Genomic DNA, 16,145 nt, shown 5'->3' with positions numbered 1-16,145 from the left:
GGCGTACGGAGAGGGGCGGACCGCACCCCGCGGGCAAGCCCGCAAGACGCTTCTCCACCCCTCTCACCAAGAGGCGGTACCTGTGGCGGGCCCGGTTCGAGCCCGCCACAGGCGACCGTCAGGAGACGCCCAGCTCCTTGGCGTTCTTCTTCAGGTCCTCGAGACCACCGCACATGAAGAACGCCTGCTCCGGGAAGTGGTCGAAGTCACCGTCGATGATCGCGTTGAACGCCGCGATCGACTCGTCCAGCGGCACGTCCGACCCGTCGACGCCGGTGAACTGCTTGGCGACGTGGGTGTTCTGGGACAGGAAGCGCTCCACACGGCGCGCCCGGTGGACGACGAGCTTGTCCTCCTCGCCGAGCTCGTCGATACCGAGGATCGCGATGATGTCCTGGAGGTCCTTGTACTTCTGCAGAACCGTCTTGACGCGCATGGCCGCGTTGTAGTGGTCCTGCGAGATGTAGCGCGGGTCCAGGATCCGGGACGTGGAGTCCAGCGGGTCCACGGCCGGGTAGATGCCCTTCTCCGAGATCGGACGGGACAGAACCGTCGTCGCGTCGAGGTGGGCGAACGTGGTGGCCGGGGCCGGGTCGGTCAGGTCGTCGGCGGGGACGTAGATCGCCTGCATCGAGGTGATCGAGTGACCGCGGGTCGAGGTGATGCGCTCCTGCAGGATGCCCATCTCGTCGGCCAGGTTCGGCTGGTAACCCACCGCGGACGGCATACGGCCGAGCAGCGTGGAGACCTCGGAACCGGCCTGGGTGAAGCGGAAGATGTTGTCGATGAAGAACAGCACGTCCTGCTTCTGGACGTCGCGGAAGTACTCCGCCATCGTCAGACCCGCGAGGGCCACGCGCAGACGCGTGCCCGGCGGCTCGTCCATCTGGCCGAAGACCAGCGCGGTCTTGTCGATGACGCCGGACTCGGACATCTCCTGGATGAGGTCGTTGCCCTCACGGGTGCGCTCACCGACACCGGCGAACACGGAGACACCGTCGTGGTTGTTGGCGACGCGGTAGATCATCTCCTGGATGAGCACCGTCTTGCCGACGCCGGCGCCGCCGAACAGACCGATCTTGCCGCCCTTGACGTACGGGGTCAGCAGGTCGATGACCTTGATGCCGGTCTCGAACATCTCGGTCTTCGACTCGAGCTGGTCGAAGTTCGGGGCCTTGCGGTGGATGGTCCAGCGCTCGCCGTCGTACTTCTCGTCGACGTTCAGGACCTCACCGATGGTGTTGAACACCTTGCCCTTGGTGAAGTCGCCGACCGGCACGGAGATCGAGGCGCCGGTGTCGGTCACCTGGGCCTGGCGGACCAGACCGTCGGTGGGCTGCATCGAGATCGCGCGGACCAGGCCTTCACCCAGGTGCTGGGCGACCTCCAGGGTCAGCGTCTTCTTCTCGCCCGGATTCGCCGGGTCGGAGACCTCGACGTGGAGGGCGTTGTAGATGTCCGGGATCGCGTCGACGGGGAACTCCACGTCGACGACCGGGCCGATGACCCGCGCGACGCGGCCCGTCGCCGTGGCCGTCTCAACAGTGGTGGTCATTAGTAGTCACTCCCCGCGGTCGCGTCGGCCAGGGCACTCGCGCCACCGACGATCTCGCTGATTTCCTGGGTGATTTCGGCCTGGCGGGCCGCGTTGGCAAGCCGGGACAGCGTCTCGATGAGCTCTCCGGCGTTGTCGGTGGCCGACTTCATCGCGCGCCGCGTGGCGGCGTGCTTCGAAGCGGCCGACTGGAGCAGCGCGTTGTAGATACGGCTCTCCACGTAGCGCGGCAGCAGGGCGTCGAGGACGTCCTCCGCCGAGGGTTCGAAGTCGTACAGCGGCAGGATCTCGTCGCCCTTCGCCGCAGCCTCCTTGGCCACGTCGTCGAGGCTGAGCGGCAGCAGACGGGCGTCGAGCGCCGACTGCGTCATCATCGACACGAACTCCGTGTAGACGATGTGCAGCTCGTCCACGCCGCCGTCCGCCGTGTCCTTCTCGATGGCCTCGATCAGGGGGGCCGCGACCTTCTTGGCGTCCGCGTACGAGGGGTCGTCGGTGAAGCCTGTGAACGACTCCGCGATCTTGCGCTCACGGAAGTTGTAGTGGGCCACACCTCGCCGGCCGACGATGTACGTGTCGACCTGCTTGCCCTCCCGCTCGAGCCGCTCGGTCAGCTGCTCCGCCGTCTTGATGGCGTTGGAGTTGAAGGCGCCGGCCAGGCCGCGGTCGCTCGTGAGGAGCAGGACCGCGGCACGGGTCGGGTTCTCCGACTCCGTCGTCAGCGGGTGCTTGGTGTTCGACCCCGTGGCGACCGCGGATACCGCGCGCGTCAGCTCGGTCGCGTACGGCGTGGAGGCCGCCACCTTGCGCTGCGCCTTGACGACGCGCGAGGCGGCGATCATCTCCATCGCCTTCGTGATCTTCTTGGTCGCGCTGACGGATCGGATGCGACGCTTGTAGACCCGGAGCTGGGCTCCCATGAGTCAGGTCCCTTCCTTACGTCACTTGGCGGCTGCGGCCGGGGTGTCCTCGCCGAGCAGCTTGCCGTCCGAGGTCTCGAACTGCTTCTTGAACTCCGCGACGGCGTCGTCGATCGCCTGGATGGTGTCGTCCGACATCTTGGCGCCCTCCTTGATGGAGGTCATCAGACCCTGCTCCTTGCGGTGCAGGTAGTCGAGGAGCTCCTTCTCGAAGCGGCGGATGTCGGCGACCGGAACGTCGTCCATACGGCCGTTGGTGCCGGCCCAGATGGAGACGACCTGGTCCTCGGTGGCCATCGGCTCGTACTGGTTCTGCTTCAGCAGCTCGACCATGCGCGAACCGCGCTCCAGCTGGGACTTCGACGCGGCGTCCAGGTCGGAACCGAAGGCGGCGAACGCCTCCAGCTCACGGAACTGGGCGAGGTCCACGCGCAGACGGCCGGAGACCTGGCGCATCGCCTTGTGCTGGGCCGAGCCACCGACGCGGGAGACCGAGATACCGACGTTCAGGGCCGGACGCTGGCCGGCGTTGAACAGGTCGGACTCCAGGAAGCACTGGCCGTCGGTGATGGAGATGACGTTGGTCGGGATGAACGCCGAGACGTCGTTGGCCTTGGTCTCGACGATCGGCAGACCGGTCATCGAGCCGGCACCCATGTCGTCGGAGAGCTTGGCGCAGCGCTCCAGCAGGCGGGAGTGCAGGTAGAAGACGTCGCCCGGGTAGGCCTCACGGCCCGGCGGACGGCGCAGCAGCAGGGACACGGCGCGGTAGGCGTCGGCCTGCTTCGACAGGTCGTCGAAGATGATCAGGACGTGCTTGCCCTGGTACATCCAGTGCTGGCCGATCGCGGACCCGGTGTACGGCGCCAGGTACTTGAAGCCGGCCGGGTCGGACGCCGGGGCGGCGACGATCGTGGTGTACTCCAGCGCGCCGTTCTCCTCCAGCGCGCGGCGGACGCCGGCGATAGTGGAGCCCTTCTGGCCGATGGCGACGTAGATGCAGCGGACCTGCTTCTTCGGGTCGCCGGTGCGCCAGTTGTCGCGCTGGTTGATGATCGTGTCGATCGCCAGGGCGGTCTTGCCGGTCTGGCGGTCACCGATGATCAGCTGACGCTGACCACGGCCGATCGGGGTCATCGCGTCGACGGCCTTGTAGCCCGTCTCCATCGGCTCGTGCACCGACTTGCGCTGCATGACCGTGGGGGCCTGCAGCTCGAGGGCGCGGCGGCCCTCGGTCTCGATCTCGCCGAGGCCGTCGATCGGGTTGCCGAGCGGGTCGACGACGCGGCCGAGGTAGCCCTCGCCGACAGCCACGGAGAGCACCTCACCGGTGCGCTGCACCGGCTGGCCCTCCTCGACGCCGCTGAACTCGCCGAGGACGATGGCACCGATCTCGCGCTCCTCGAGGTTGAGGGCGAGGCCGAGGGTGCCGTCCTCGAACTTCAGCAGCTCGTTGGCCATGGCCGAGGGCAGGCCCTCGACCTTCGCAATGCCGTCACCGGCGAACGTGACAGTGCCGACCTCCTCGCGCGAGGCCGCGTCCGGCTTGTACGCCTGGACAAAGTTCTCCAGCGCGTCCCGGATCTCCTCCGGCCGGATCGTGAGCTCCGCCATCTGGGTTCCCTGCTCTCCTTGTTGGGCCCGAAGTTTCTGTGGGGGTTCTGGGGGCGCCCCCCAGAAACTCTGCATCCTCTGCACGGCCCAACCCGGGCCGTAGTACTGCTTGTGGAGTTGTGCTAGCTCGCCATACGGCGGCCGGCGTCCTCGAGTCGGTCCGCGATCGAACCGTTGATGACCTCGTCACCGACCTGCACCCGGATCCCGCCGACGACCTCGGGGTCGACGTCCAGGTTGAGGTGCATCTGGCGGCCGTAGAGCTTGGCCAGTGCGGCACCGAGGCGTCGCTTCTGGGAGTCGCTCAGCGGGACCGCCGAGGTGACGACGGCGACCAGGCGGTCACGGCGGGCGGCGGCCAGCTTGGACAGGGACTCGATTCCCGTTTCCAGGCTACGTCCCCGCGGCGCGGTCACAAGGCGCGTGACCAGACGCTCGGTCGCGACGTCGGCACGACCGCCGAGCAGCCGGTGCAGCAGCTCGATCTTGGCCGGGGTGCCGGCGGCACGGTCCGTGAGCGCGGCGCGCAGCTCCGTGTTCGAGGCGACGATCCGGGCGAACCGGAACAGCTCGTCCTCGACGTCGTCCAGCGTGCCCGCCTTCTCGGCGGCGGTGAGGTCGGCGAGGTTCGCCAGCTCCTCCAGTGCGTCGACCAGGTCGCGCGACTGCGACCAGCGCGAGCGCACCATGCCGGACAGCAGGTCCACGACCGGCCCGCTGACCTGGCCGCCGAGCAGGCTCTGGGCCAGCCCTGCCTTGGCCTCGCCGGCCCGCGCCGGGTCGGTGAGGACCCGGCGCAGCGACGCCTCGCGGTCGAGCAGCGCGGTGACGGCGGCCAGCTCGTCGGCGAGCTGCGCCGCGTCCACGGACGTGGAGTCCGTCAGCGCGTCGAGACGCTCGCGTGCGGCTGCCAGGGCCTCGCGGCTCGCTCCGTTCATCGCGCGGCCTCGGCCTTCTCCTCGAGCTCGTCGAGGAAGCGGTCGATCACGCGGCTCTGCCGGGCGTGGTCCTCGAGGGACTCGCCGACGAGCTTGCCGGCCAGCTCGGTGGCGAGCCTGCCGACGTCCTGCCGCAGGGTCTGCGCAGCGGCCTTGCGGTCGGCCTCGATCTGCGCGTGACCGGCGGCGATGATCTCCTCACGCTGCCGCTGGCCTTCCGCGCGCATCTCGGCGATGAGGGCGGCGCCCTGCTCCTGCGCCTCCTGGCGCAGCCGCGCGGCCTCGTGCCGGGCTTCGGCGAGCTGAGCCTTGTACTGCTCGAGCACGCTCTGGGCCTCGACCTTCATGGCGTCGGCCTCTTCGATGCCGCCTTCGATCGCCGCGCGACGCTCCTCCAGAACCTTGTTGATGTTCGGAAGCAGCTTCTTGCTGAGGAAGAAGAAGACGATGGCGAAGGTGACGAGGCCGATGACCAGTTCGGGGCCGGGCGGGATGAGCGGGTTCTGCTGCTCCTCCGCGGCCAGCATCAGCTGCTGTGTCAGCTGCATGTCATCAGTGCCTTTCCCTTGAGGGGGTGGGTCGCCGACCGCGGTTTACTTGTAGGTGTAAACGAACGGCATGACGATACCGATCAGGGCGAGCGCCTCGCAGAAGGCGAAGCCCAGGATCTGGTTGGCGCGGATCAGACCGGCGGCCTCGGGCTGACGGGCGAGGGCCTGGGTGCCGTTGCCGAAGATGATGCCGATGCCGATGCCGGGACCGATGGCGGCGAGGCCGTAGCCGACGGAGGCGATGGAGCCGGTGACGGCGGCAAGGGTCTCAGTGGCAGCCATGCTGATTCTTCCTTCTCTTTCAAGGACCGGTGGGGGTTGGCCACCGGACGTCTGGTGAGGAGCGTTCGGACGGGGGGCTCAGTGGTGCTCGGCGAGAGCGCCCTGAACGTAGGAGCAGGCCAGAAGGACGAAGACGTACGCCTGGACGGCCTGGACGAAGAGCTCGAACATGATCATGACCATGGCCATGACGAACGAGACGGCGCCGGCCGCGGCCAGCCAGCTGTTCATCAGGTACCAGCTGGCGACGGTGAACATCACGAGCAGCAGGTGACCGGCGAACATGTTGGCGAACAGTCGCACCGCGTGGGTGAACGGCCGGACCAGGACGTTCGAGAAGAACTCGATGGTCACGACGAGGGGCAGCACCGCGCCCAGCGACTTGTCGTAGCCGGTGAGGTTCTTCATGCCCCCGACGAAGCCGTGCTTGCGGAAGGTCAGGATCATCCACGTCAGGTACACGATCGCGGCGAGCGCGGCCGGGTAGGCGATGATCGACGTCACCGGGAACTGGGCGACCGGGATGATCGACCACAGGTTCATGATCCAGACGAAGAAGAAGATGGAGACCATGAGCGGGACGTACTTCTCGCCCTCGGTCTTGCCGAGCGTCTCGTAGACGATGCCGCGGCGCACGAAGTCGTAACCGGCCTCGCCGACCATCTGGAGCTTGCCCGGCACCACCTTGGCCTTGCTGAATGCGGCCCAGAAGAAGCCGACGACGACGACGGTGGTCACCAGAGCCAGCAGCATCGGCTTGTCGAAGTCGATGCCGCCGACCGTGAACATCGGCTTGAAGATGAAGGAGTTCAGACCCGGCGAGGGAAAGCCGCAGCCGTTCTCGGCGAAGACGCGGCAACTCCAGTCAAAGGCGAGCGTGGTCTGGTCAGCACTCACCGCGGGCTCCTTCGGCGTGGCGCATGGATACGGCAACCTCGTTGTGTCGGCGCGGCGCGCAGCCGCGGATCGGCACCGGACTGGTGTTACGGATGTGGGGGCGGCTGGGGGGGCATCGAGCCTCGCGTGTGAGCAGGCGTCAGCTCAGATGCCCGCGCCCGCGATGCCGCAGTTGGCACCGGACGATAGCAGGAGATCTCACACGTCTTTATCCCGGCCCTACCCCTCACGACGGGTGCCCCGTCTTCTGGGGGCTCTCGCCCTTCTGGGAGTCGGGTTCGACGTAGAAGATTTTGGCCTTCATGTGCGCCCGGGCCTGCACGATCATCCACGCGACCGTCGCGGCGATGAGTGAGAACGCGAACGCCCTGCCGTTGAAGAGCGAGGTGCCCTTGAAGAGAGCCAGGAAGATCATGAGCAGGAGGAGCTGGGCGACGTAGAGCATGAGGCCCATCGCCTGGAAGAGCTGCGGCAGCGTCCTCGCCGTCCACTGCAGCACATACAGGCCGATCCCCATGAAGAGGATGGCGAGCACCGCGCCGACGGCCGCCCCGATCGCCCCCTTGCCGCCCGCGACGCCCCCGCCGACGGCGACAGCGACGACGCCGATCGCTGCTACGGGCACAGCGATCTGCAGAAGGTTCCGGGCGTCATTGGACGGCATGGCGGCAACTCCGCTTTCACAGGGGGCAGGGTGTCGTCATGGACGAGCGTAGTCCCGGGCCGAGCGAAGTCCGCACGCCGTGGGGCCGTCGCATCCGGACCCTCCGGCTCTATCCCGGGGTTCTCGTGAACCGTATCACAAACTATTTGATGCGGTCTTTACCTAGGCGGTGTGCCAACTGTCACACATGAGAGTGAATCTGCCCGTCTGCGCGGACACGGCGGCGCCTTGTCTGGTATTGCGGCGCTTTGTGCCCCCACGGAAGGGCAACGCGCTCGCCAGATTCTTACCTTGCACGTCAGCGTGACGACTCCGCCCGGCGCCGGTCCATCCGCGCACGGGTGCCGATGGCCGTGGCTCCGTTGACGCCCGAGACCCCTGCGACCACAGGGGTGCGGCGCTCCTCCTGCCGGGCCTGCCCGGCCTCGGTGTACGCGGCGGCCGGCAGCGGCTTCGCGGCGGTGCGGCGCCGACGGCGGTAGCGCGGAGGCACGAAGGACTCGGCCCACTGCGGGGCGCGCGGCGTGAACCGCGGCAGCAGGAGCAGCACCAGACCGACCGCGCTGAGCGCCACGATGCCGAGCACGATCCACATGGACGCGGAGTTCACGGAGTAGCCGAGGGTGCCGAAGGCGATGAGCGCCGACCAGAAGTACATGATCAGCACGGCACGGCTGTGCGAGTGCCCGATCTCCAGCAGCCGGTGGTGCAGATGACCGCGGTCGGCGGCGAACGGGGACTGGCCGCGCCAGGTACGGCGCACGATCGCGAGGACCAGGTCCGCGGCCGGGACGGCGATGATCGTCAGCGGGAGCAGCAGCGGGATGTAGACGGGGACGGTCTGGTGGACCGTCGCGCGCTCCGAACCGGAGAAGAGGTTCATCGCGTCCGGGTCGACCTGCCCGGTGACCGAGATGGCGCCGGCCGCGAGCACGAGCCCGATCAGCATCGATCCCGAGTCACCCATGAAGATCCGCGCCGGGTGCATGTTGTGCGGCAGGAAGCCCAGGCACATGCCCATCAGGACGGCCGCGAACAGGGTGGCGGGTGCGGCGGCCTCGAGCCCGTAGCCGTACCAGATCCGGTACGCGTACATGAAGAACGCCGCCGACGCGATGCACACCATGCCGGCGGCGAGACCGTCGAGACCGTCGACGAAGTTGACCGCGTTGATCGTGATGACGACCAGCGCCACGGTCAGCAGGGTGCCCTGCCAGGGGGTGAGCGAGACCGTGCCGACGCCCGGGACCGGCAGCCACAGGATGGTCAGACCCTGCATGACCATCACACCCGCGGCGATCATCTGGCCGCCCAGCTTGATCAGGGCGTCGATCTCGAACTTGTCGTCCAGTACACCGATCAGCCAGATGAGGGCCGCTCCGGAGAGCAGCGCCCGAGGCTCGTTGGACTTGGCGAAGACCTCGTTGAGGTTCTTGAGGTGGTCGGCGACCAGCAGGCCCGCGCACAGGCCGAAGAACATGGCGATCCCGCCGAGCCGGGGCGTCGGTTCCCGGTGCACGTCCCGGGCCCGGATCTCCGGCATCGCTCCTGCCACGATCGCGAATTTGCGTACCGGCCCTGTCAGCAGATACGTCACCGCGGCCGTGATGCAGAGCGTCAGCAGGTATTCACGCACGGGCTTCCCCACAGGTCTCGCTGGGCGTCCTCAGTCCCACACCCTAGCTTCGCGTGCATATGGTTGAGGACTCACGGGTAGCGAAGATGGTTGCACGTGTGGCTGTGTATAACGCGCGCCTACCCCTCATCGCCCGGGATACGGCGGAAATCCCTCGGTGAGATCCCGCACTTTCTCGCGTGCCGTCCTGGCCTCCGTCTCCTGGCGCAGCACGGACGCGAACAGGGCCGCCACGTACGCCATTTCGCTCTCGCCCATGCCCTGTGTCGTCAGCGCCGCGGTGCCCAGGCGCAGGCCGCGGGCGTCGCCGTGCGGCAGCGCACAGCAGTCCAGGACCATCCCGGCGGCGGCGAGCAGCCCGCGCGCCTTGCGTCCCTCGACGCCCAGCGGTGCCGGATCGGCGATGATCAGATGCGTGTCGGTGCCGTCGGTGGTGATGTGGAGCCCCTCGGCGGCCAGTCCCGTCGCGAGCGCCCGGGCATTGGCGACCACCCGGTGGACGTACGCGGCGAAGGCGTCCGTCGCCGCCTCCCCGAACGCGACGGCCTTGGCCGCGATGGTGTGCATCTGCGCGCCGCCCTGGGTGAACGGGAAGACGGCCCGGTCCACGCGCTCGGCCAGTTCGCTTCCGCACAGGATCATGCCGCCGCGCGGGCCGCGCAGCACCTTGTGGGTGGTGGCGCAGACGATGTCGGCGTACGGCACCGGACTGGGCGCCGCTCCCCCGGCCACGAGCCCGATCGGGTGCGCGGCGTCGGCGATGAGGTACGCCCCCACCTCGTCGGCGACCTTTCGGAAGAAGGCGTAGTCGATATGGCGCGGATAGGCGATCGACCCGCACACGATGGCCTTCGGGCGGTGCGTACGAGCCAGGGCGCGCACCTGCACGTGGTCCATGAGCCCGGACTCCGCCTCGACGCCGTAGCCGACGAAGTCGAACCAGCGGCCGGAGAAGTTGGCGGGCGAGCCGTGCGTGAGATGGCCGCCGTGCGGCAGCCCGAGGGCGAGCACGGTGTCCCCGGGGCGGAGCAGGGCGGCGTACGCGGCGAGCATGGCCGACGATCCCGAGTGGCACTGCACATTCGCGTGCTCGGCACCGAAGAGTGCTTTGGCCCGCTCCACGGCGAGGCGCTCGGCGACGTCGACGATCTCGCACCCCCCGTGGTGCCGGGCGCCGGGGTATCCCTCGGCGTACTTGTTGGCGAGCGGGGACCCGAGGGCGGCGAGCACCGCCGGCGAGCTGAAGTTCTCGGCGGCGATCAGCTGCAGGGTCGTCGACTGCCGTGCCACCTCCCCGAGCAGGAGCTCCGCCATCTCGGGGTCCTGCCGCCGCAGGACATCGGCCTCGAGGGTGGGGATGACCGCCATGGTGAGCTCCCGGGCGACGACGGGGATGTAGCACCAATGTAGGCCGGGGGCGGCTGAGGCGCCCGGTATGGGAGGCGCCTCGGAACTCGGGGTGTTCTGTGGCCACGGCGACTGCGGCCTCGCCGGACCTGACCCGCAGTTCCCCGCGCCCCTTGCGGGCCGCTGTGGCTGCTGCAGCAGCCGCTGCGGACAGTCGCGCCGCCCCGCAGCCGCCAGCCGCGGACAGTCGCGCCGCCGCAGCCGCCATGGCCGCGGGCAGTCGCGCCTCCCCCAGAGCCGTGACGGCCTGCGGGGACCCCCAGGGGCGGCACGGGTGGGCGCTGGGTGTATCACCTGCTCGGAGCTCGGGGAGGCGCCGCTTAACGCCGGGCTGCGCGACCTTCCCCGGGCAACCGCACCCCGGGTCCTGCACACCTCCGGGCGCCCAGAAGCCACGGGAGCCTACGTCCGCGCAGGCACCCCCGTCAGCGCCGTCACCACCGGCTCCAGCGCCTGATGGATCTCGTCCCCGATCGCCCGGAAGAACGGCAGAGGCGCCCCGTACGGGTCGTACACCTCGTCCGCCTCCGCCGTAGGCGCCAGCAGCCACCCGCGTAGAGCCGCCGCAGCGCGCACCAGCGCCCGCGCACGCGCGACCACACCGTCCTCCAGGGGCGGCAAGGTGGCCGGGTCTATCGCGCGCACCAGCCGCGTGAACTCCTTCAGGGTGAACGTGCGCAGCCCCGCCGAGTGCCCCATGGAGATCACCTGCGCCCGGTGGTCCCGCGTGGCGGTCAGCACCAGGTCGGCCCTGATCACATGCTCGTCCAGCAGCTCCCGCCCCACGAACCCGGAGGCATCCGCCCCGAAGTCCGCGAGGACCGCCTCCGCGTTCGCCTCCATGGGCGCGCCCTCATGGCCCCAGGTGCCCGCGCTCTCGACGATGACCCCGCCCCACAGCGGGTCGCCGAGCCGGTCCGCCAGGGCGTGCCGGGTCAGCCGCTCGGTGATCGGCGAGCGGCACACGTTGCCGGTGCTGACGTGGAGGATGCGGAAGGTGTCGCGGGGCGGACCCGGCTGGGCCGGGTCCCCCGTCTCGTCCCCGTTGCCTATGCCACGCATGGGGGTGCCCCCTGCTCGAGGGAAGCCGAGAGCTTGGGGGAGTCAGGGGCCGTCAATTCGCCACCTCGAGGTCGGGTACGACCTTGCGCAGCTCCTCCGGCGACAGGGCGCCCTCGCGCAGCAGCACGGGCACCTTGCCGGTGACGTCGACGATCGACGACGGCACGTTGCCGGGGGTGGGGCCGCCGTCCAGGTAGACGGAGACGGAGTCGCCGAGCATCTCCTGCGCGGCGTCGCACGTCTCCGGCGCCGGATGGCCGGTGAGGTTCGCGGAGGAGACCGCCATCGGCCCGACCTCCGTCAGCAGCTCGATCGCGACCGGATGCAGCGGCATCCGCACGGCGACGGTGCCCCGGGTGTCCCCCAGGTCCCACTGCAGCGACGGCTGGTGCTTGGTGACGAGGGTGAGGGCCCCCGGCCAGAACGCGTCCACCAGCTCCCACGCCATCTCGGAGAAGTCCGTGACGAGGCCGTGCAGCGTGTTCGGGGAGCCGATGAGGACGGGCGTGGGCATGTTGCGGCCGCGGCCCTTGGCCTGGAGCAGGTCGGCCACGGCCTCCGCGGAGAACGCGTCGGCGCCGATGCCGTACACCGTGTCGGTCGGCAGCACCACGAGTTCGCCCCGGCGGACGGCGGACGCGGCCTCGCGCAGACCCGTCGTGCGGTCGGTCGCGTCGTTGGTGTCGTATCGCCGTGCCATTGTCAGCTGGCCTCCTCGTACACGTACTGCTGCGGGAAAAGAGTCTCAGGGATGCTCACGGCAGGGCCTTGCGGGCGGTCGCGAAGCGCGGGCGGTTGTTCAGGTCGGGGTGGTCGGCCGCGTCGGCCCAGCCCCGCTCCTCGGTGAAGATCCACGGCACCTGGCCGCCCTGGGTGTCGGCGTGCTCGATGACGACGACGCCACCGGGGCGCAGCAGCCGGTGCGCGGTGCGCTCGATGCCCCGGATGAGGTCCAGGCCGTCCTCGCCGGAGAACAGGGCCAGTTCCGGGTCGTAGTCCCGGGCCTCCGGGGCCACGTACTCCCACTCGGTGAGCGGGATGTACGGCGGGTTGGAGATCACCAGGTCGACCTGTCCGTTGAGGTCCGGAAACGCGTCCCGCGCGTCTCCCTGACGCAGGTCGACCCTGGAGCCCGCCATGTTCTTGCGGGTCCACTGCAGGGCGTCCTCGGACAGCTCCACCGCGTGCACGCGCGAGCGTGGAACCTCCTGCGCGAGGGCGAGCGCGATGGCGCCGGAGCCGGTGCACAGGTCCACGATGCACGGCTCGACGACGTCCATGGCCCGTACGGCGTCTATGGCCCAGCCGACGACCGACTCGGTCTCCGGGCGCGGCACGAACACCCCGGGTCCGACCTGGAGTTCCAGGTACCGGAAGTAGGCACGCCCGGTGATGTGCTGGAGCGGCTCGCGCTGCTCCCGGCGCGCGATGACCTCCCAGTAGCGGGCGTCGAAGTCCGAGTCCTTCACGGAGTGCAGCTCGCCCCGCTTGACGCCGTGCACGAACGCGGCGAGCTCCTCCGCGTCGTTGCGCGGCGAGGGCACGCCGGCGTCGGCCAGCCGCTGGGTGGCCTGGGCCACCTCCGCGAGCAGCAGGTTCACGCTGGTCCTCCGGTGCTGTCTACGGGCCTGGTGCGGCTGGTACGGAGCCCTACGCGGCGGCGGCGAGCTTGGCGGCCGAGTCCGCGTCGACACAGGCCTGGATGACCGCGTCGAGGTCGCCGTCCAGGACCTGGTCCAGGTTGTACGCCTTGAAGCCGACGCGGTGGTCCGAGATGCGGTTCTCCGGGAAGTTGTACGTGCGGATCTTCTCGGAGCGGTCGACGGTGCGGACCTGGCTGCGGCGGGCGTCGGCGGCCTCCTTCTCCGCCTCCTCCTGCGCCATGGCGAGCAGCCTGGAGCGCAGGATACGCATCGCCTGCTGCTTGTTCTGCAGCTGGCTCTTCTCGTTCTGGCAGGAGGCGACGACGCCGGTCGGGATGTGCGTGATGCGCACCGCGGAGTCGGTGGTGTTGACGGACTGGCCGCCGGGGCCCGAGGACCGGTAGACGTCGATCCGGAGGTCGTTGGGGTTGATCTCCACGTCGACCTCCTCGGCCTCGGGGGTGACGAGGACACCGGCCGCGGAGGTGTGGATACGGCCCTGGGACTCGGTCGCGGGCACGCGCTGCACGCGGTGCACCCCGCCCTCGTACTTCAGCCGGGCCCACACGCCCTGGCCGGGCTCGACCTGGCCGCGTGCCTTCACCGCGACCTGGACGTCCTTGTAGCCGCCGAGCTCGGACTCGGTGGAGTCGATGATCTCGGTCTTCCAGCCGACGCGCTCGGCGTAGCGCAGGTACATGCGCAGCAGGTCGCCGGCGAACAGGGCGGACTCGTCGCCGCCCGCGCCCGCCTTGATCTCGAGGATGACGTCCTTGTCGTCGCTGGGGTCGCGCGGGACGAGCAGCAGGCGCAGCTTCTCGGTCAGCTCCTCGCGCTGCTTCTCCAGCTCCTTGACCTCGGCCGCGAAGTCGGGGTCGTCGGCGGCGAGTTCGCGCGCCGTCTCGATGTCGTCGCCGGTCTGCTTCCAGGAGCGGTACGTGGCGACGATCGGGCCCAGCTCGGCGTAGCGCTTGTTCAGCCTGCGCGCGCCCGCCTGGTCGGCGTGGATCGACGGATCCGCGAGTTTCTTCTCCAGGTCGGCGTGCTCGCCGACCAGTTCCTCGACCGCCTCGAACATCTCCGGCTCCCTGAAATGCCCCCTGCCCGGCCGGGGCATGGGGACGTGTGTACGACGAACAATGGCTGCACCGCAAAGCGCCGGCCCCGGTGCCCCCGGCGAAGGGGGCACCGGAGACCGGCGCTGTGGGCTCGCTACTTCTTGGCAGCGGCAGCCTTGCCGAAGCGGGCCTCGAAGCGGGCCACACGGCCACCGGTGTCGAGGATCTTCTGCTTGCCCGTGTAGAACGGGTGGCACTCGGAGCAGACCTCGGCCCGGATGGTGCCGGACTCGATGGTGCTACGGGTGGTGAACGACGCGCCGCAGGTGCAGCTGACCTGCGTCTCGACGTACGCGGGGTGGATGTCGCGCTTCAAGGTGTCTCCTAGTTTCCGGGAGGGCGCCGGGTCGCAGCCGCGGGATGCGGGAGCGTGAACCGGAGCCGACGTACCAGTCTGCCAGGACTGGCGCCATCCCCCAAAACCGGGGGCCGGGCTCGTGTATTCCCTAACGGCAGGACGGGTGGGTTCGCCTACCGGGGGCCGCCTCGTCGCCGTGGGCGGGTGCGGGCTCGATGTGGTGCCTCGCGCCCCTTACGGGGCACTGACCACACCCTTGGCCTCGCCCGTGGCCGTCCCCTTCGTCGCCGCCGCCGGGATCGGCTGGTCGTTCTTCAGTGCGGTCCACATCAGCCGGGCCTTGGCCTCGTCCAGCAGGACCCGGTTCGGGTTCGCCGGGTCGTACTGGACCGGCATCGTCACCATGTTCATGTGGGAGGAGCTGATGCCCTTCAGCCCCTCGGCGAACGACGCCAGGTCCTTGACGGAGGCCAGGTCGGAGTCGGTGGTGACGGACTTCGTCGCGGTGTCGGCGAGGTCGTACAGCTTCTGCGGGCTGGTCAGCACGCCGATGTGCTCGACCTGGCTGACCAGGGCCTTGATGAACGCCTGCTGGAGCTGGATGCGCCCGAGGTCGGAGCCGTCGCCCACGCCGTGCCGGGTGCGGACCAGGCCGAGCGCCTGCTGCCCGTTGAGGGTGTGCGTGCCGGCCTTCAGGTCGAGGTGGCTGCTGTCGTCGTGGATGTCCTTGGTGGTGGTCACCTGGACGCCGCCGAGAGTGTCGATCAGTTTCTCGAACCCGGCGAAGTCGACCTCGATGTAGTGGTCCATACGGATACCGGTGATCGACTCGACGGTCTTCACGGCGCAGGTGGCGCCGCCGACGGAGTAGGCCTCGTTGAACATGGAGCCGCGGCCCGCGGCGTGCGTGACGCCCTTGGGGTCGGTGCACGCGGGGCGGTCGACGAGGGTGTCGCGCGGGATGGAGACGACGCTGGCCTGCCTGTGGCCCTTGTACAGGTGCACGATCATCGCCGTGTCCGAACGCCCGGTGCCGTCGTCGGTGCCGCCGCCCAGCTTCCTGTTGGCGCCGGAACGGGTGTCCGAGCCGAGGACCAGGATGTTCTCGGAGCCGTTGTCGACCTTCCGGGGCCGGTCGCCGCCGAGCGCCTGGTTGATGTCGACGCTCTTGATGTTGCCGTTGAGCTTGAAGTACAGGTAGCCCGCGCCGGTGCCGCCGAGCAGCAGGATGCCCGCCGCACTCCATGCGGTGGCCGTGAGCGCCTTGCGTCCGGCGCTGCGGGGCTTGCGGCGGCGGCCCTTGCCGCCGCGACGCGGGCCCAGCGTCGTGGCCTCGCCGGCTATGCCGGCGTCCGGCGTGCTCTCGGAAGGCATGTGCTCCTCAGTCCTGGCGGCCTCTCATTGGTCCATGGTCGCTCCGTTCGGTCAGACGGAGAAACCGGAGCAAGAGTTGCACAACGCTGAGTGTCCAGGACGTGGCCCGGCAAACACGCACGGTCACTGCGGGGTCGGCAGCATCGCGTTCACCTGCGACTTCGCCCGTACAGGGGCGTAGGGGCC

16 protein-coding genes are annotated in these 16,145 nt (G+C 69.3%); all 16 read right to left on the bottom strand.

Annotation, left to right across the window (positions count from 1 at the left end):
• Window positions 1-118 precede the first annotated feature (118 nt).
• On the bottom strand, window positions 119-1,555 hold the full coding sequence (gene atpD / locus SY2F82_RS14085; RefSeq protein WP_200419340.1) for a F0F1 ATP synthase subunit beta: 1,437 nt from the start codon (window positions 1,553-1,555) through the stop codon (window positions 119-121).
• Entirely contained in the window at window positions 1,555-2,475 is a 921-nt protein-coding gene (locus SY2F82_RS14080) for a F0F1 ATP synthase subunit gamma (RefSeq protein WP_200419339.1), read from the bottom strand. The genes atpD and SY2F82_RS14080 overlap by 1 nt, the downstream gene beginning before the upstream one ends.
• A gap of 21 nt (window positions 2,476-2,496) precedes the next feature.
• Window positions 2,497-4,089 (bottom strand): F0F1 ATP synthase subunit alpha, encoded by a 1,593-nt coding sequence (gene atpA / locus SY2F82_RS14075; RefSeq protein WP_200419338.1) that lies wholly within the window; start codon window positions 4,087-4,089, stop codon window positions 2,497-2,499.
• A 122-nt stretch (window positions 4,090-4,211) separates the two neighbouring features.
• The gene (locus tag SY2F82_RS14070) at window positions 4,212-5,027 is read right to left on the bottom strand and encodes a F0F1 ATP synthase subunit delta (protein WP_200419337.1); all 816 of its coding nucleotides are present in this window, start codon (window positions 5,025-5,027) and stop codon (window positions 4,212-4,214) included.
• The gene (locus tag SY2F82_RS14065) at window positions 5,024-5,575 is read right to left on the bottom strand and encodes a F0F1 ATP synthase subunit B (RefSeq protein ID WP_200419336.1); all 552 of its coding nucleotides are present in this window, start codon (window positions 5,573-5,575) and stop codon (window positions 5,024-5,026) included. Before SY2F82_RS14065 ends, SY2F82_RS14070 begins: the two co-directional genes overlap by 4 nt.
• A gap of 45 nt (window positions 5,576-5,620) precedes the next feature.
• Complete coding sequence (gene atpE, locus SY2F82_RS14060) at window positions 5,621-5,860, bottom strand: ATP synthase F0 subunit C (protein WP_018571456.1); 240 nt, start codon at window positions 5,858-5,860, stop codon at window positions 5,621-5,623.
• Window positions 5,861-5,938: 78 nt separating this feature from the next.
• Window positions 5,939-6,757: a F0F1 ATP synthase subunit A gene (gene atpB, locus SY2F82_RS14055; protein ID WP_200419335.1), complete on the bottom strand. Its 819-nt coding sequence runs from the start codon at window positions 6,755-6,757 to the stop codon at window positions 5,939-5,941.
• A gap of 226 nt (window positions 6,758-6,983) precedes the next feature.
• Window positions 6,984-7,421 carry a hypothetical protein gene (locus SY2F82_RS14050; RefSeq protein WP_200419334.1) on the bottom strand — a complete coding sequence of 146 codons (438 nt, stop codon included), beginning with the start codon at window positions 7,419-7,421 and terminating at the stop codon, window positions 6,984-6,986.
• A gap of 298 nt (window positions 7,422-7,719) precedes the next feature.
• On the bottom strand, window positions 7,720-9,057 hold the full coding sequence (locus SY2F82_RS14045; protein WP_200419333.1) for an MraY family glycosyltransferase: 1,338 nt from the start codon (window positions 9,055-9,057) through the stop codon (window positions 7,720-7,722).
• A 126-nt stretch (window positions 9,058-9,183) separates the two neighbouring features.
• Window positions 9,184-10,425, bottom strand: coding sequence for a serine hydroxymethyltransferase (gene glyA / locus SY2F82_RS14040; protein ID WP_200419332.1), 1,242 nt, complete (start codon window positions 10,423-10,425; stop codon window positions 9,184-9,186).
• Between the two features lie 441 nt (window positions 10,426-10,866).
• Entirely contained in the window at window positions 10,867-11,526 is a 660-nt protein-coding gene (locus tag SY2F82_RS14035; RefSeq protein ID WP_200419331.1) for a protein-tyrosine-phosphatase, read from the bottom strand.
• Between the two features lie 52 nt (window positions 11,527-11,578).
• The gene (locus SY2F82_RS14030; RefSeq protein ID WP_200419330.1) at window positions 11,579-12,226 is read right to left on the bottom strand and encodes an L-threonylcarbamoyladenylate synthase; all 648 of its coding nucleotides are present in this window, start codon (window positions 12,224-12,226) and stop codon (window positions 11,579-11,581) included.
• A gap of 55 nt (window positions 12,227-12,281) precedes the next feature.
• Window positions 12,282-13,127 (bottom strand): peptide chain release factor N(5)-glutamine methyltransferase, encoded by an 846-nt coding sequence (gene prmC, locus SY2F82_RS14025; RefSeq protein ID WP_103838595.1) that lies wholly within the window; start codon window positions 13,125-13,127, stop codon window positions 12,282-12,284.
• 49 nt (window positions 13,128-13,176) lie between these two features.
• Window positions 13,177-14,247 (bottom strand): peptide chain release factor 1, encoded by a 1,071-nt coding sequence (gene prfA, locus SY2F82_RS14020; RefSeq protein WP_200419329.1) that lies wholly within the window; start codon window positions 14,245-14,247, stop codon window positions 13,177-13,179.
• A gap of 134 nt (window positions 14,248-14,381) precedes the next feature.
• Complete coding sequence (rpmE, locus tag SY2F82_RS14015) at window positions 14,382-14,603, bottom strand: 50S ribosomal protein L31 (protein WP_103838593.1); 222 nt, start codon at window positions 14,601-14,603, stop codon at window positions 14,382-14,384.
• A 216-nt stretch (window positions 14,604-14,819) separates the two neighbouring features.
• Window positions 14,820-15,959 carry an LCP family protein gene (locus SY2F82_RS14010; protein WP_200419328.1) on the bottom strand — a complete coding sequence of 380 codons (1,140 nt, stop codon included), beginning with the start codon at window positions 15,957-15,959 and terminating at the stop codon, window positions 14,820-14,822.
• Between the last annotated feature and the right edge of the window lie 186 nt (window positions 15,960-16,145).

Origin of the sequence: Streptomyces sp. Y2F8-2 (assembly GCF_014905555.1) — a bacterium.
GTDB classification, from domain to species: Bacteria; Actinomycetota; Actinomycetes; order Streptomycetales; family Streptomycetaceae; genus Streptomyces; species Streptomyces cynarae.
The sequence above is the reverse complement of the archived record's forward strand: the minus strand, read 5'-3'. Positions and strand labels throughout refer to the sequence as shown.

What these genes read in the sequence shown, in the direction of transcription:
- prfA (WP_200419329.1), bottom strand. Translation starts at nt 14,247, where the DNA reads ATGTTCGAGGCGGTCGAGGAACTGGTCGGCGAGCACGCCGACCTGGAG.
- SY2F82_RS14080 (WP_200419339.1), bottom strand. Translation starts at nt 2,475, where the DNA reads ATGGGAGCCCAGCTCCGGGTCTACAAGCGTCGCATCCGATCCGTCAGC.
- atpD (WP_200419340.1), bottom strand. Translation starts at nt 1,555, where the DNA reads ATGACCACCACTGTTGAGACGGCCACGGCGACGGGCCGCGTCGCGCGG.
- SY2F82_RS14050 (WP_200419334.1), bottom strand. Translation starts at nt 7,421, where the DNA reads ATGCCGTCCAATGACGCCCGGAACCTTCTGCAGATCGCTGTGCCCGTA.
- atpA (WP_200419338.1), bottom strand. Translation starts at nt 4,089, where the DNA reads ATGGCGGAGCTCACGATCCGGCCGGAGGAGATCCGGGACGCGCTGGAG.
- SY2F82_RS14065 (WP_200419336.1), bottom strand. Translation starts at nt 5,575, where the DNA reads ATGCAGCTGACACAGCAGCTGATGCTGGCCGCGGAGGAGCAGCAGAAC.
- atpE (WP_018571456.1), bottom strand. Translation starts at nt 5,860, where the DNA reads ATGGCTGCCACTGAGACCCTTGCCGCCGTCACCGGCTCCATCGCCTCC.
- SY2F82_RS14070 (WP_200419337.1), bottom strand. Translation starts at nt 5,027, where the DNA reads ATGAACGGAGCGAGCCGCGAGGCCCTGGCAGCCGCACGCGAGCGTCTC.
- glyA (WP_200419332.1), bottom strand. Translation starts at nt 10,425, where the DNA reads ATGGCGGTCATCCCCACCCTCGAGGCCGATGTCCTGCGGCGGCAGGAC.
- SY2F82_RS14010 (WP_200419328.1), bottom strand. Translation starts at nt 15,959, where the DNA reads ATGCCTTCCGAGAGCACGCCGGACGCCGGCATAGCCGGCGAGGCCACG.
- SY2F82_RS14035 (WP_200419331.1), bottom strand. Translation starts at nt 11,526, where the DNA reads ATGCGTGGCATAGGCAACGGGGACGAGACGGGGGACCCGGCCCAGCCG.
- SY2F82_RS14030 (WP_200419330.1), bottom strand. Translation starts at nt 12,226, where the DNA reads ATGGCACGGCGATACGACACCAACGACGCGACCGACCGCACGACGGGT.